The sequence below is a fragment of the Pseudarthrobacter scleromae genome, assembly GCF_014644515.1.
Taxonomy (GTDB): domain Bacteria; phylum Actinomycetota; class Actinomycetes; order Actinomycetales; family Micrococcaceae; genus Arthrobacter; species Arthrobacter scleromae.
Map to the genome: position 1 here is coordinate 546952 of NZ_BMKV01000003.1, position 13940 is coordinate 560891.

14 protein-coding genes and 1 pseudogene are annotated in these 13940 nt (G+C 63.4%); 4 read left to right on the plus strand and 11 right to left on the minus strand.

What is annotated here, in order from left to right:
- Positions 1 to 48: 48 nt before the first annotated feature.
- Positions 49 to 813, plus strand: a complete 765-nt coding sequence (locus tag IEX33_RS10590; RefSeq protein WP_229675324.1) for a hypothetical protein — start codon at positions 49 to 51, stop codon at positions 811 to 813.
- The gene (locus IEX33_RS10595) at positions 806 to 1300 is read left to right on the plus strand and encodes a DUF6644 family protein (RefSeq protein WP_188729941.1); all 495 of its coding nucleotides are present in this window, start codon (positions 806 to 808) and stop codon (positions 1298 to 1300) included. The genes IEX33_RS10590 and IEX33_RS10595 overlap by 8 nt, the downstream gene beginning before the upstream one ends.
- 161 nt (positions 1301 to 1461) lie before the next feature.
- Here IEX33_RS10595 and IEX33_RS10600 read toward each other — a convergent pair whose 3' ends face one another.
- The 11 genes and pseudogenes from IEX33_RS10600 to IEX33_RS10650 form a co-directional block, all read right to left on the minus strand.
- Positions 1462 to 2412: an aldo/keto reductase gene (locus tag IEX33_RS10600; RefSeq protein WP_188729943.1), complete on the minus strand. Its 951-nt coding sequence runs from the start codon at positions 2410 to 2412 to the stop codon at positions 1462 to 1464.
- A gap of 182 nt (positions 2413 to 2594) precedes the next feature.
- Positions 2595 to 2771, minus strand: coding sequence for an alpha/beta hydrolase family protein (locus IEX33_RS10605; protein ID WP_229675325.1), 177 nt, complete (start codon positions 2769 to 2771; stop codon positions 2595 to 2597).
- Positions 2768 to 3145, minus strand: coding sequence for a cyclophilin-like fold protein (locus IEX33_RS10610; RefSeq protein ID WP_188729945.1), 378 nt, complete (start codon positions 3143 to 3145; stop codon positions 2768 to 2770). Before IEX33_RS10610 ends, IEX33_RS10605 begins: the two co-directional genes overlap by 4 nt.
- A 655-nt stretch (positions 3146 to 3800) precedes the next feature.
- A complete protein-coding gene (locus IEX33_RS10615) occupies positions 3801 to 4568 on the minus strand; it encodes a glucose 1-dehydrogenase (protein WP_188729947.1) in 768 nt (255 codons plus the stop codon).
- Between the two features lie 52 nt (positions 4569 to 4620).
- A complete protein-coding gene (locus tag IEX33_RS10620; protein ID WP_188729949.1) occupies positions 4621 to 5286 on the minus strand; it encodes an SDR family NAD(P)-dependent oxidoreductase in 666 nt (221 codons plus the stop codon).
- A gap of 55 nt (positions 5287 to 5341) precedes the next feature.
- Positions 5342 to 6238, minus strand: a pseudogene (locus IEX33_RS10625) (helix-turn-helix transcriptional regulator).
- 196 nt (positions 6239 to 6434) lie between these two features.
- Positions 6435 to 7421 carry an aldo/keto reductase gene (locus IEX33_RS10630; protein ID WP_188729951.1) on the minus strand — a complete coding sequence of 329 codons (987 nt, stop codon included), beginning with the start codon at positions 7419 to 7421 and terminating at the stop codon, positions 6435 to 6437.
- 32 nt (positions 7422 to 7453) lie between these two features.
- Positions 7454 to 8347, minus strand: coding sequence for an aldo/keto reductase (locus IEX33_RS10635; RefSeq protein ID WP_229675326.1), 894 nt, complete (start codon positions 8345 to 8347; stop codon positions 7454 to 7456).
- Between the two features lie 8 nt (positions 8348 to 8355).
- Positions 8356 to 9297, minus strand: coding sequence for a helix-turn-helix transcriptional regulator (locus IEX33_RS10640; protein ID WP_188729955.1), 942 nt, complete (start codon positions 9295 to 9297; stop codon positions 8356 to 8358).
- Position 9298: 1 nt separating this feature from the next.
- Positions 9299 to 10186: an aldo/keto reductase gene (locus IEX33_RS10645; RefSeq protein WP_188729956.1), complete on the minus strand. Its 888-nt coding sequence runs from the start codon at positions 10184 to 10186 to the stop codon at positions 9299 to 9301.
- 362 nt (positions 10187 to 10548) lie between these two features.
- Positions 10549 to 11397, minus strand: coding sequence for an amidohydrolase family protein (locus tag IEX33_RS10650; protein WP_188729959.1), 849 nt, complete (start codon positions 11395 to 11397; stop codon positions 10549 to 10551).
- A 75-nt stretch (positions 11398 to 11472) separates the two neighbouring features.
- On the opposite strand from IEX33_RS10650, the gene IEX33_RS10655 reads away from it, so the two are divergent.
- Both IEX33_RS10655 and IEX33_RS10660 read left to right on the plus strand, forming a co-directional pair.
- Positions 11473 to 12219 carry a GntR family transcriptional regulator gene (locus tag IEX33_RS10655; protein ID WP_188729961.1) on the plus strand — a complete coding sequence of 249 codons (747 nt, stop codon included), beginning with the start codon at positions 11473 to 11475 and terminating at the stop codon, positions 12217 to 12219.
- A gap of 3 nt (positions 12220 to 12222) precedes the next feature.
- The gene (locus IEX33_RS10660; RefSeq protein ID WP_188729962.1) at positions 12223 to 13494 is read left to right on the plus strand and encodes an SLC13 family permease; all 1272 of its coding nucleotides are present in this window, start codon (positions 12223 to 12225) and stop codon (positions 13492 to 13494) included.
- Positions 13495 to 13940: the final 446 nt, after the last annotated feature.

Genomic DNA, 13940 nt, shown 5'->3' on the forward strand with positions numbered 1-13940 from the left:
CCCCGCCGGACGAGAACCCATACACCCAACACCGAAGGATCGACGACAATGACCGTCTCCACACACTCAGGCCGACCACGCAGTCGCGGCCTTCTGGCCTCGGCGGCCCTCCTCGTCACGGCCGCAATGGCGCTGGTTCCGGCATCACCGGCAGCCGCGCACCACGGCTGGGACGGCTTCGAAACCAACGACCTTGTCTACATCGCCGGCACCGTCTCGTCCGAAGGGATCTGGGGCGATCCGCATTCTCTTTTCGATGTGACACTGGATGCCCAGCTGCCGGCCAGCACTCCAGACCTGCCGATCCCCGAGGACCTGTCAGGCCCAGAGGACAGCATCCGGGTCGAAGCCGCCCTCGCGTATGACGGACCCCATGACGAGCTTGAGATCATCATCGCTCCACCATGGTGGTCAAGCAGCAACGGTTTGAACCGCGAGCTGGAGGTCGGAGAACGCTTCCAAGGCGTCGGATACATCAACAGCACCGATGACGGCCTCTTCCGTCCGGTCGCATTCTGGTACGGAGACGACAATGCGCCCGTCAACCAGGTGATCGGCAACACGCTTCCCGTCCGGGCGCCGCTGCCAGGCGCCGCGCAGGCAAGCGACGAGCCAGCCGACGTGCCCTCCACGGTGGAGGATCCCGTGGAGATGGCCCCTCCGGCACAGGGTGCCAATGCCGCCGCTGACAGCGGCTCAGAGGCGTGGGTCGTGTGGGCTGTGTTCGCTGCTGTCGTCGTCGCGGCGGCCGCGGGCAGCGTCTTCTACGTACGCCACCGTACCCGCCAGGATGAACGGGACCAGGATGCCTGAATGGCTTGAACCGATCCTGCGCTGGCTGCAGGACTCCACAGTCGGTAACGCCGTGCGTTCCACCCCCTTCATGTATCCGACGCTCGAAAGCCTCCACATCCTTGGCATCGCTGTGCTCGTCGGTCCGGCTTTCGCGTTTGATCTCCGGCTGCTGGGCGTCGGGCGTCGCCTGGTGTCCGTTACGAAGGCCGCACGCTATCTCCTGCCCGTGTCCCACCTAGGCCTGGCCATCGCCGTCGTAACAGGCATCCTGATGTTCAGCGCGCAGGCCGTCGGCGTTGCCGGCTCAGGTGCTGCGCCGTGGAAGCTCGGACTCCTGCTCCTGGCTGGGCTCAACGTCCTCGTGTTTCACCGTGGTGTCTACCCTCGACTCGATGCGTTGGCGGATGCCCACGCGGCACCCGTCGCGGCCCGCATCTCGGCGATCGTATCGATGTCGACATGGACGGGCGTGATCTTCGCGGGACGATTCCTGGCCTACATCTGATGTGCTCGTGCCGTGCAACCAAGGCATGCATGGACAGAACCAATACCGGCGCAAACGTCGCGGTCGTCGACCACGAAGAACCCCGAGTCCAGCCTGACTCGGGGTTCTTTTCGTCCGTCGCCGGTACAGGGCTGACAGCGAGCGATCGCTGTGGCGACGTCTCAGGGGACGTTGTGGCCCGCAGCCTGAATCAGCCCGTACCACTCGCTCCGGGTCAGCGGGATGTCGGAGCCTGCCGCAGCGTCGGCGACACGCTCAGGTTTCGTGGTGCCGAGCACGACCTGCATGCCCGCAGGGTGACGGGTGATCCACGCGACCGCGATCGCCGTCGGCGTGACCTGGTACTTCGCGGCGAGGCGGTCAAGCCCGGCGTTCAGCTCCGGGTAATCGGGCGAGCCAAGGAAGACGCCGTCCTGGAAGCCCTTCTGGAAGGGCGACCAGGCCTGCAGGGTGATCTTGTTGATCCGCGCGTAATCGACCATCCCACCGCCGTCGCGGGTGATCGAGTCATCGAAGCCGGTCATGTTCGACGAAAGGCCCTGGGCAATAATCGTGGAATGCGTAAGCGACAGCTGCACCTGGTTCGCCACGATCGGCTGCCTCACCGCGGTCTTCAGCAGTTCGATTTGGCGGGGGGTGTGGTTGGAGACTCCGAAGGCGCGCACCTTCCCGCTGGACTGGAGGTGGTCGAAGGCGCGGGCAACCTCTTCAGGCTCCACAAGCGCGTCCGGACGGTGCAGCAGCAGCACATCAAGATAGTCCGTGCCCAGTGCCTTCAGGGACTCCTCGGCTGAGGACACGATGTGCTCGTAGGACTGGTCGTAGCCCCACGGGTCGTCGACGATGCTGGTCTTCGTCTGAAGGACGATCTGCTCCCGCTCGGACGGGCGCAGCCGCAGGGCCTCGGCAAAGCGGCGCTCGCACAGGTGGAAGCCGCCGCCGGGGTGGTTGAACCCATACAGGTCGGCGTGGTCGAAGAAGTCGATCCCGGCATCCCGGGATGCCGTATAGAGGGCGCGGATCTGTTCGTTGGAGTCGCCGGCGATACGCATCATGCCTGCCACGACGTTTGGGACCTTCAGCTCGGTGGTTCCGAGGGGGACGGTCTTCAAGGGCTTTCCTTTCGGAGGTGGTGGGATCTGGCGGTGCTGGGCCGCGGACGCGCTCAAGCGGTCGTAGCCGCTTCAGGCAGAGGCCGGTCGATGATGGCAAGAGAACTGCTCCCGGGAGCCGGAACTGAGATCCCAGCCCAGCTCCCGGGAGCAGTCTTCTTGCGTTCGGCTTTTCGTCCCTATCAGACCAGGGTCCAGCGGAAGAAGCTCGTGAGCCTGTCGAAGGGTATGAGGCCGGTGCGGTCGTGGAGGTCCACATGCCAGGCACCCGGAACCCAGAAAAGTTCCTTCGGACCGATGGCACGCCGGTAGGCTTTCTCGCTGAATTCACGGGAGTGCGCCCGGTCGCCGGTGATCACGATCCAAGGCTGAGGGTCGCGGTAAAGCGGCCTTTGAGGTCCCGGATGGCCCCAAGATCATCGAAAGTCCCGATCCGGACGATCCCGGGGTAATAACCGACGTGCTCGTAGTAGAGGACCAGGACCTGGCCCGGTGCGTAGTACCCGATCGTCAGTGGATCGGCGTCGTCACCGGACGGAACGCCGTCGAGCGAGAGGGGCGCCGGAAGTTTTGCGAGCTTTTCCTGTCCACCGAAACCGCTGAAGGAAAGCTTCAGGGGAAGCCGGTCGATCAAAGAGCGCGCAGTCGCGTTGCCCAACAGTCGTCCACTGACGGCGGCACCGTCGAAGCTGATGGTGATCGGAGTGCCTGCCGCGCGCGCTTCGGTGCTCATGCCTCGTCCACGCCTTTCACAGCAACCTCCGGGCCTTCGGGGCACGGAGCGGGGTCGGAGCCGGGCTTGCGGGGAAGGTCAACGATCAGAACCGGATCCGAAAATGTTCCCGGAGCGGCGGACGGTGACGTACCGGCCAGAGCCTGGCCTGGCGAAGGGGCGCTGCACCCAGTGATGTGGAATGCCAGTGCGACGACCGCAAGCAGGGTCCAATTCTTTGTTCGCATGGCTGATGGTCCTCTTCTCTCTGCATCGGGTCCATTCCAGCAAACCAGCTGACGACGGCGGGCGGGAGCCTCTCTTGGTAGGGGTACCGGGAGGGCCCCCTTAAGCAGGAAGGCCGCCCTCAGCAGGAACGCCGCCTACGCGGACCGGCGTCCAGCAGGAGGTGCTGTCCCCTTTTGTGGAGACTGTTCGGAGCAGCCGTATCCTCCCGCTCAGTCAGCGGGAGCCAGCCTGGCGGTAAAACCGTTTGTTTGGTCCCGGATCGACTCGAGGTCATCGAACGATCCGATCCCACAATTCCGTGGGAGTACCCGACGCCCTCGGAATAGAGGACAAGGGCCTGATCGGGCGCGTAGTAGCCGATCTTCAGCGGTTCCGCGCTGTCCCCGGCGGGCACGCCAGGGACAGCGCCTCCGGCAGCTGGGTTTCTTCAGGCCGTGTAGCCGCCATCGACCGGAAGTGCGACGCCGGTGACGTAGCTGGCGGCATCGCTGCAGAGCCACAGGACGGCGGCGGCTACTTCCTCTGGCAGTCCGAGCCTGCCCAGCGGGATGGACGAAACCGCGGTTTCGGGATCCAGCTCTCCTCCAGCGGTCATCCTGGCAACCATCGGCGTTTCAATCGTCCCGGGGCACACAGCGTTGACCCGCACGCCGAGCGGCGCGTACTGCAGCGCGACGCTCTTGGACTGTCCGATCACCCCATGTTTGGTCGCGTGGTAGGTGGCCCGGCCGTTGCCTCCAATGAGCCCTCCGAGCGACGAACAGTTCACGATGGCGCCGTGTCCCTGCTTTCGCATCTGCACCAGCTCGTGCTTCATGGACGCCCACACGCCGCGGAGGTTGACGGCGACGATCCTGTCGAACGCTTCGGCCGTCTCGTCGGCAGAGTCCACCGGCGGAAGCATGATCCCCGCGTTGTTGAACGCCATATCGAGACCGCCGAAGGCGTCTACTGTGCGGGCAACGGCCGTTTGCACCGCGGCTTCGTCGGAGACGTCACATTGAATGGCGAGGGCACGGTGCCCTGCGGCATGGAGTTCAGCCGCAAACCGCTCGGCCGCGCCGCCGTCGAGATCTGCAATGGCGACGGCGGCGCCGGCCTCGGCGAACGCCCGCGCTGTTGCTGCGCCCATCCCCGCGCTCCCGCCCGTGACGAAGGCGACCTTGCCGTTGAAGGCATAGCTGACCATGGTCATAGTCCTTTCCTGCCCATCTGTAGATGTTGCCCGTGGTTGAGGCTCGTGGAGCTCAATCGAGTGGTGTCACAAAGGTTCGGAAGCCGGTCCCGTCGCTGTAGATCCGCCAGAGGGTTTCGGACAGGGCGGCCGGTTCGTGCGCTGGGTTGCCTCCGCCGATGCCCAACGGGATGATGAGCTGCGCTACGTGGATTCCTTCCGGGGCCAGGGCGTCGTGGAGCATCTGGGCGTACGCGGATTCTGCGGCGAAGGCGGCGGAGGTGCCGGCGTAGTTGTGATTGGGCCGGACGGCGCTGGAGCCGTTGATAAACAGGGCGGTCCCGCGCCCCAGCGCACGCATGCCGGGAAGGACCGCGTTCATGGCAGCGGCAGCGCCGAGCGCGGAGAATTCAAGCGCCGAGCGCAGCTCTTCGAACGTTGTTTCAAGAACGGGCCGTAAATACTCCTTGGACGGCACGGGGCTGTACTGGAGGATTTCGATAAGCCCCAGTTCGTCGGCGGCGTGGGTAAGGGCAGACGTCAGGGACTGCTGGTCACGGACGTCCGTGGCGTACCCGCGGGCGATGACCCCGGCACCGGCCAGTTCAGCGGCAAGGGCGTCAACGTGGTCCTGGCTACGGGACAGGAGGGCAACGTTGAAGCCCTCGGCTCCGAAGCGTAGGGCAGAGGCAAGACCCAGGCCCGGCCCTGCACCGATAATTGCGATGGTGGTTTTCATGTGTTCTCTTTCGTGAAGGACCTTCGGCACGGTGCCCCCAGTGCCGGGCTCTGCGTCAGCTCTCTGTCCGGGTCCGTCCAGGTTCAGCATGGACGGCATTCCCGTACTCGCTGGCCGCCCAGGAGGCGAGCAGCTGCATGCGCTCAGCCGACGGCGATCCGGGCTCAGCTGTGTAGATCGTGAGCGTCAGTCCCGGCTCGGCGGCCATCTCCAACCCCTCGAACGCCAAGGTCATCTCGCCCACGATGGGGTGGTCGAAGGTCTTGAACCCGGTGCCGTGATGACGGACGTTGTGCTCACCCCACAGCTTGCGGAACTCCTCGCTGCGGGTTCCCAGCTCACCGACGAGGTCATGGAGTTCTTTGTTGCGCGGATCCCGGCCAGCCTCCGTCCGCAGGATCGAAACAGTCACCTCCGCGAAGGCATCCCAATCCGGATAGAACCGGCGGGCCCGTTCATCCAGGAACGTGAACCGGGCGATGTTCGGTGGCTGGCCGGGCATGTCATAGCAGTCCTTTTAGAACGCACGCATCAGGGGGTTGCCGGCCAACAGATCCATCCGGCCGTTGCGGACGAACGCGGGACCGGCCGTGACCGCATCAAGGGCCCACTGCAGGCTCTGGTGCGGCACATAGGACTTCGAGCTCCGCCGCCGCGGCGGCCGCGCGGCCGGGCCCGCAGCTTGCGCAAGGTCGAACAGGTGCGCCCGCTCGGCGTCGTCCAGGCGCAAAGCCCTGGCGATGCTCTCCAGCACCTGGCCAGAGGCGCCGCTGATGGCCCCGCGCTCCAGGCGCGTGTAGTACTCAAAGCTCAAACCGGCAAGGACTGCTACTTCACTTCGCCGTAGACCCTTGACGCGCCGGTTCGCCCCGGCAGGCAAACCAGCCTGCTGGGGCGAAACCTGGGCACGCCGCGAAACGAGGAATTCGCGTACTTCAGCTCGGTTGTCCATGCTTTCCACGCTAGGCCAACCCCCGGGCAAGAGGGAGTCCCTTCCAGGGCCTCCCTCCCGAAAGCCCATTCAGAGCGAGCTCAGGGCGGGCCTGCCCCCTCCTTCAGAAAAGGCTGGTCCCACGGGACCAATGCAATGCTCCCGGTGTGGGAAACATTCGCCCAGCGATCTACGATCCCATCAACGTGTCGACGGGCTAGCGACTCACGAGTGCTAGGTGATGGGGGTTGTATCGGTCACCGGCGACGCCGAGGCGTCGCGCGAGAGAGTCGAGATCGTGAAGGTTGTCGGCTGACAGCGCCACCGTCGTCGAGGAGGCATTCTCTTCGACCCGCGGGGTCCGGCGGGTTCCGGGGATCGGGACGATGGACGGATTCTGGCCTAGCAGCCACGCGAGGGCGATCTGCCCTGGCGTGGATTCTTTGCTGCGGGCAAGCTCAGTGATGAAGTCGACGAGAGCCCTGTTGGCGGTCCGGTTCTGTTGTTCAAACCGAGGGATGCTGGCGCGGATGTCGGCCGGGTCAAACGTTGTCGTCGCGCCGACCGTGCCGGTGAGAAAGCCTTTGCCGAGCGGGCTGAAGGGAACGAACCCGATTCCAAGCTCCCACAATGTGGGGAGCACCTCAGGCTCCGGGTCCCGCGTCCACAACGAGTACTCGCTCTGAAGCGCTGTGACCGGAAACGTCGCGTGCGCACGGCGGATGGTCGCCGCTGATGCCTCTGAGAGGCCGAAATGCCTGACCTTTCCTTCCTCAACGAGTTCTCCGACCGTCCCGGCAACGTCCTCGATGGGCACCGAGGGGTCGACGCGATGCTGGTAGAACAGGTCAATGACGTCGGTGCGCAGGCGGTTGAGCGATTCCTCGGCGACCCGGCGGATCTGCTCGGGACGGCTGTCGAGGCCGATGCTTTTGCCGCTCTCGATCTGCCATCCGAACTTCGTGGCGATCACCACCTGGTCACGCACGGGTTCCAAGGCTTCCCCGACGAGTTCCTCATTAACATAGGGGCCATACACCTCGGCCGTATCGAAGAATGTGACCCCAGAATCGAGCGCTGACCGCAGGACACGGACCATGTCGGCGCGGTCCCCCGGGTTGGGTCCGTAACCCTGGGACATTCCCATACAGCCCAAACCGACTGCGGACACTTCGAGGCTGCGGCCCAGAGTCCGTGTGTGCATAGTAGTTTTTCCTTTCGTCGAACGTGACGGGCTCAGAGTTCCGGGATCTCGAGGTTCCACGTCGAGGGGTCGACGTCGTCGGGATCGGGTCCGCCACGCACGCCGCGGTCAAGCGCGTCGATGTTCTTGAGCTGGTCGTCCGTGAGGGCGAAGTCGAACACATCGATGTTCTGCGCGATCCGTTCCGCGTTTGTTGACTTGGGAATCACGGACCGGCCCCGTTGCAGGTGCCAGCGCAGCATCACCTGGGCAGGGGTCTTGCCGTGTGCCTCGGCGATACGGCCAATCGTCGGATCCTCCAAAACGCTCTCCCGGTTTTCTCCCCATCCCGGGTAGAAGGTGATGCCGCCGATCGGTGACCACGCCTGCGTGACAATTCCGAGCTGAGTGTTGGCACGCTGCACGGCGGGCTGGGTGAAATACGGGTGCAGTTCCACCTGGTTTACCGCTGGGACCACAGTGGTTCGCTCGCGCAACGCCGCCAGGTGATGCGGCATGAAGTTACTGACGCCAATGGAACGCACGCGCCCGTCCGCGAGAAGTTGCTCAAGGGCCCGGTACGCCTCGAGGGTGCGCTCGAAGTGCTGCGGCATGGGCTGGTGCAGGATGAGCAGATCGATCTGTGAGACTCCGAGCTTCGCCGCGCTTTTTTCGAACGCGTGCAGCGTCTGGTCGTAGCCGTAGTCGCTGACCCAGACCTTGGTTTCAATGAATACATCGTCCCGGTCAACGCCGGAGCGGCGGATGCCCTCCCCGACTTCGCGTTCATTTCCGTACCCTGCGGCCGTATCGATATGCCGGTAACCGGCGGCCAGGGCCGCCTCGACTGCAACTGCAGTTTCTTCCGGTGCGCTCTGGAAGACGCCGTAGCCCAGCGCAGGCATGCGCACGCCGTTGTTCAGTGCCAGTGGGTTGTTCAGTGTCATTGCATTGTTCATGGGTCCTCCGGTAGGAAAAGTGATCGGGATTGGCCGTCTGGGGCGGCGTGTGGCGCGGCGTCTGTGTCTGTTTCATGGCTGTCGATGGTGACGGGGGTTTTGGCCCAGGCGCCAAGAAGTGCCATCCGTTCGGCCGTGGGAGAGTGCGGCTCGATGGTGTAAACGAGCATGGTCAGGCCGGGTTCGGTAGTGAGGTCGAATGACTCGTAGCCGAACTCGAGGTCACCCACGCCCGGGTGCCGGTATCTTTTGGTGCCGCGCTGGTAGCGGATGACGTCGTGGGATGCCCAGAGCGCCCGGAACTCCGGGCTCTGAGTGGAAAGCTGGCCGACGAGCCTGATGAGTTCGTCGTCAAACGGGTCCCGCCCAGCCGCTTGATGCAGCAACGCGACTGCATTTCTTTTGGCCCGCTCGAAGTCGACGAAGAAATCCTGTGCCTGGCTGTCGAGGAATTGGAACCGCGCGGCGTTGAACAGTTGGCCGCTCTTGGCCGGATAGTGGAGACCATATAAAGCGGCCCCAAGGCGGTTGACTGCGACGAAGTCCAACCGGGAGTTCTGCACCAGGGCGGGAACGGTCATGGCATCAAGCACCGCCTGCGTTCCCGGGGCCACTACCGTCCGGCTCTGAGGACGGGCTTTTCGTCGATGCGGAGATGTTGTGATGTCTACGAGATTCATCAGATGCTCGCGCTCGGTGTCGTCCAACTGCAGGGCGCGGGCGATAGCATCGAGGACCTCGCGGGAAGCGCCCCGCGTATTTCCTCGCTCAAGTTTCGAGTAGTAGTCCGTGCTAACGCCCGCCAGGTGCGCGACTTCTTCCCTCCGGAGGCCTGGGACACGCCGGTTGCCGGCGAAAACCGGCACGCCCGCCTGCTCGGGGCTGATCCGTGCCCGCCGCGAGGTAAGGAAGCTGCTGATCTCCTCTTGAGAGGACATCTCAGGCCGCATCGATGGTGAGGTCAATAACCTCAGGAGTTGCATCGTCAGGGTCGATTGCACCTCGCCGGCCGGTGTCGAGCTTTGCGATGGCCGCCATGTCCCAGGCAGGCAGCTCGAAGTCGAACACGTCAACATTCTCGACGATCCGTTCGGGGGTCACGGACTTGGGGATGGCGCTGCGCCCCTCCTGCAGATGCCAGCGCAGGATCACCTGGGCGGGGGTCTTTCCGTGCGCCTCGGCGATGGCCTGGATGGTTTCGTTCTGCAGCGGGCGAACAGCACCGTTTTCGCCTGCCCAGCCGTACACACCGCCGATCGGCGACCACGCCTGTGTCACAATGCTTAGCTCCCGGTGCAGGGCGACCTGGTCAGGCTGCTGGAAGTTCGGGTGCAGCTCGACCTGGTTCACCGCCGGCACCACGTCCGTCTCCCTCACGAGCGCCCGCAAGTGATCGGGTTTGAAGTTCGCAACTCCGATCGCGCGAACCCGTCCCTCGGCGAGCAGGCGTTCGGCCGCCTTGAAGGCGGCGATGGTCTGGCTGACGTTCGCTGGCCAAGGCCAGTGCAGCAAGTACAAGTCGAGGTAGTCCACACCGAGCTTCGCGATGCTCGTATCGAAAGCGCGCAGCGCACCTTCGAATCCATAATCAGTCATCCACAGCTTCGTCGTGAGAAAAATATCTCCACGGTCCACTCCCGAGTCACGAATGCCCTGACCGACTTCGCGCTCATTGAAATAAGCTGCCGCAGTATCAATCAGCCGGTACCCCGACTTCAACGCCGTCGACACCGCCGACGTCGCCTCGCCGCCCTCACTCTGCAATACCCCAAGCCCCATAGCCGGCATCTCCACACCGTTGTTCAGGGAGATCGTCTTCGCTGTCATGTAAATCCTCTCGGTCCACCCTCAAGTCAACCCGCTGCCACGGCCTCTCGGAAGGGCGGGATAAACAGTGGTCTGCCAGACCACCCCTGGCAGCATCCGCGCAGGTGGAGCGTCTGACGGGGCCTCGAGGATCTCTGCAGAAACGCCGTCAGATACTATGCGCCTCGGCTGTTGCTGGGTAAATCATTGGGTACCCATTCGGCCTCCCCCGGTCAGGACGACTGGCCTCCTTGGGTTGGCCACGCACCGCACCCTGTGGCCGGTGCACGGCGACGACGTTCCTTCCCGACAATCAGTCAGCCTTGTGAAACTCAGCTGAAATGCGTCATCTCAGGTTCCGGATCTGGAGGTACAGACGCTGATCACAAATGGAGCATTGGCTCTGAGGCCTGGTCATCGGATGGTGCCGGCCAGCCGAGGAGGGAAGCAGGGTTTGCTGTCATCATTTTCCGGAGGAGATCTTCCCCCGCCAGGGCTTGGGCCCAGGCCAAGACTTCCGTAAATGTATGTTCTTCGTGCCTGGTGAATGGCCAGTCGCTGCCAAAGACCAGCCTGTCTGCGCAACCCCGCTCCACGAGCCCGGCGAATACTGTTTCGGTTTCTTGGCGCGAGGACCGGTACGGGCCGGAAACTTTGACCCAGACATGTTCCAGAAGGGCGAGTTTAAGCACCATGTTGGTGGCGTCGGGATGTTCAGGTTTTGGAAGTCCCAAGTGGTCTATGACCAGCTTCCCGGGCCAGGCTCGAAGAGCCGGGGCGAGGTGGAGCCACTGCTGCCCGGAAGCCTGGATTTCCAGGTGCCATCCATGCTTTGCCATTGCGGCGGCTGCGGATTGCCATGCTGGATTCAAGAGGTCCGGAATTGGCTGGCCTATGAGATTTAGCCGGACACCGCGGATCCCTGACCCGTGCAGGTTTTCCACTTTCCCTTCGGAGAGTTCGGAGCGGATTTGTGCGGGTGACACCACGATGACTCCGCGAAGCCGGTCCGGTGCGGACGCGAGGGCGGACAGCAGATAGCTGTTATCCGATCCCAGGAAGCTCGGTTGAACCAGAACGCCCCGGTCCACATCGTGGGCGCTCAGCACGTCAAGGTACTGATCCAAGGTGGCGGCGTAATCCGGCACGTACCTGGCATCAGCCACGGGCGTAAGAGTCGGAATAAAGATATGCGCGTGGGTGTCTATCGCGGCGGGGGGCAGTCCAAGCATGCAACAACTCTAGCCGAATCAAGTAAACCTTTATAGGACTAGACCTATATAGGTATTTGTTCTACGCTGTGAGGCATGACACAAGCTTCCAGCTCCCCGGCTTTGGCTCAGACCGATCAGCGACTGCCGCTTCACGCCCGAGTCAAAGACGACCTGATCCGGCGCGTTCGGGCGAACGAATGGGCCAGCACAACACCGCTGCCGCCCGAGTCCGCCTTGGCTGCGGAGTACGGCATCTCAGTGGGAACGCTGCGGCGCGTCCTTGCCGAACTCGCCGCCGACGGGATCCTGGAACGTCACCAGGGACGCGGCACGTATGTTCGTCGGGCTACATTCCAGCACTCCCTGTTCCGTTTCTTCCGGATGCAGGGAGGGACCGGACAGACCCCCGGCAGCCGCATCCTCGAACGGAACACGCAGGACGCGCCCGCCCACGTTGCTGCCGCGCTGAACGTCCAGGGACATTCCCCGGTATTGCACCTGCACCGTCTTCGTTTGTGGCAGGACACCCCTTTCCTGGTCGAAGACATCTGGCTCCCGCTGCCGCAGTTTCAGCCGATCGCTGAGATTGACCTCAATGAGCTCGGCAGCCTGCTGTATCCGGAATACGAAAACCGGATCGGCCTCATCATCGGCTCGGCCACCGAGGAACTTTCGGTCACCCGGGCAACCGACGGCCAGGCCGTACTTCTGAACTGCAAAGGCGGGGACCCCCTCGTCAAAATCAACCGCATCGCACGCACCCACACCGGCGACGTTGCCGAGTACCGCGAGTCCTATGGGCTGGCATCATCATTCCGATACCAAGTGGAGATCAACTAAGCCATGCAAGAACTCGTGGCCGTTTCCGGCCTTGTCCTCATCTTCGGCCTCTCAATGTGGCGCAAAATCAACATGGGCGCCGTCGCCCTGGTTGTCGCCTTCCTCCTCGGCGTACTGTACTTCGGCCAGACAGCCTCCGGAATCGCCTCCGGATTTCCAGGCAGTCTCCTCATCACACTCTTGGGCGTTACCTACCTCTTCGGCATGGCCCGGGCTAACGGCACCATCGACCAGATCGTTGGAGGCGCGGTAGGCGCTGTGCGGGGACGGGTTGCCCTGGTCCCATGGGTATTCTTCATCCTCGCCGCCATCATCACCGGATCCGGCGCGCTCTCCGCAGCCACCAACGCCATCCTCATCCCCGTGGGCCTTGCCTTCGCCCAGCGCTACAGGATCAACCCACTGCTCGTGGGCCTGTGCATCATCAACGGCACCAACGCCGGCGGATTCTCCCCCATCGCCGTCTACTACAACATCGTCGACGGCGTCCTGGACAAAGTCGGCATCTCAGTCGATGCCGGCCAACTCTTCCTCTGGACCTTCATCGCCAACGTAGTCATCAACGCCGTCGCGTTCATCCTCCTCGGAGGACCCGAGCTCATGCGCCGCGGACGCGAAGAAGAGACCGCCGACCCCACCACCTCATACCTGGGGGGCGGGACCGCGACCATCACGAAGACCGCAACCTGGACCGGCCAGAAAATAGTCACCCTGGTACTGATGGTCAGCATTCTGGTTGGCGCCCTGGGCTTCAAGCTCGACGTTGGGTTCCTCGCCCTCGCCGCCGCCGTGACCCTGTCGGCCCTCTACCCGCAGCACTCAAAGGAAGCCCTCGGCCACATCGGCTGGAACGTCATCCTCCTCATCGGCGGCATTGTCACCTACATCAGCATGCTCGAAACCGCCGGCGTCATCAAAGAACTCGCCAACTCCGTCGCCGGCATCGGCACACCCCTCCTCGCCGCACTCATGATGCTGGTCGTGGCAGGCGTGGTATCAGCCTTCGCCTCCACCAACGCCATGTTCGTCGTGCTCGTCCCACTGGCAGCACCGCTGCTCACTACCGGCTCCATCGGCGTTCTGGGCTTCGTGATCGCCCTCTGCATCGCCGCCTCGGCCGTCGATTCCAGCCCCTTCTCCACCGGCGGCGCACTCGTCGTCGCCAACACTGAAGAAGAAAAACGAGAAAAGACCTTCCGCGGCATGATGATCTGGGGAATGTCCATGATCGTCGCAGCACCCCTGCTGGCCTGGCTCCTGTTCGTCGTGATCTAACCACCTGCCAAGAGAAGGCGGGTTGAACTCTCAGCCCGCCTTCTCACTTGTCCCCAATCTGACCAACGACGTGAGCATCAGTCTCGCTGCTCCGCCGGTCAGCACCTTGAAGGATGGCCATGCCAGCCCACCACACAGAACCGATCCCCAACTGGACGCGACTACACCGTGGCGACCAGATAGATGTCTACGAGAACGGCAAACTCGTGACGTCAGGAATCATAGACATGCTCGCCTTGGACGGCAGCGTATTCTGGGTCACCCCAAACGGCGCAGACACCCGCAGACTGTTCCTCCACGCCGACAAACTCCACGTCCAAAAACGCGTACGCCAGTGATGCAGCCTAATCCAACACACCCGCCCGCAACTCACTGAACTTCTACGATTAAACCGGGATGGGGACACTGTGGTTGTGCACAGCATGGACTACTCGGCTTCAACGTGG

What these genes read in the sequence shown, in the direction of transcription:
- IEX33_RS10620 (WP_188729949.1), bottom strand. Translation starts at nt 5,286, where the DNA reads ATGAAAACCACCATCGCAATTATCGGTGCAGGGCCGGGCCTGGGTCTT.
- IEX33_RS10615 (WP_188729947.1), bottom strand. Translation starts at nt 4,568, where the DNA reads ATGACCATGGTCAGCTATGCCTTCAACGGCAAGGTCGCCTTCGTCACG.
- IEX33_RS10640 (WP_188729955.1), bottom strand. Translation starts at nt 9,297, where the DNA reads ATGTCCTCTCAAGAGGAGATCAGCAGCTTCCTTACCTCGCGGCGGGCA.
- IEX33_RS10610 (WP_188729945.1), bottom strand. Translation starts at nt 3,145, where the DNA reads ATGAGCACCGAAGCGCGCGCGGCAGGCACTCCGATCACCATCAGCTTC.
- IEX33_RS10660 (WP_188729962.1), top strand. Translation starts at nt 12,223, where the DNA reads ATGCAAGAACTCGTGGCCGTTTCCGGCCTTGTCCTCATCTTCGGCCTC.
- IEX33_RS10590 (WP_229675324.1), top strand. Translation starts at nt 49, where the DNA reads ATGACCGTCTCCACACACTCAGGCCGACCACGCAGTCGCGGCCTTCTG.
- IEX33_RS10630 (WP_188729951.1), bottom strand. Translation starts at nt 7,421, where the DNA reads ATGCACACACGGACTCTGGGCCGCAGCCTCGAAGTGTCCGCAGTCGGT.
- IEX33_RS10645 (WP_188729956.1), bottom strand. Translation starts at nt 10,186, where the DNA reads ATGACAGCGAAGACGATCTCCCTGAACAACGGTGTGGAGATGCCGGCT.
- IEX33_RS10650 (WP_188729959.1), bottom strand. Translation starts at nt 11,397, where the DNA reads ATGCTTGGACTGCCCCCCGCCGCGATAGACACCCACGCGCATATCTTT.
- IEX33_RS10595 (WP_188729941.1), top strand. Translation starts at nt 806, where the DNA reads ATGCCTGAATGGCTTGAACCGATCCTGCGCTGGCTGCAGGACTCCACA.
- IEX33_RS10635 (WP_229675326.1), bottom strand. Translation starts at nt 8,347, where the DNA reads ATGACACTGAACAACCCACTGGCACTGAACAACGGCGTGCGCATGCCT.
- IEX33_RS10655 (WP_188729961.1), top strand. Translation starts at nt 11,473, where the DNA reads ATGACACAAGCTTCCAGCTCCCCGGCTTTGGCTCAGACCGATCAGCGA.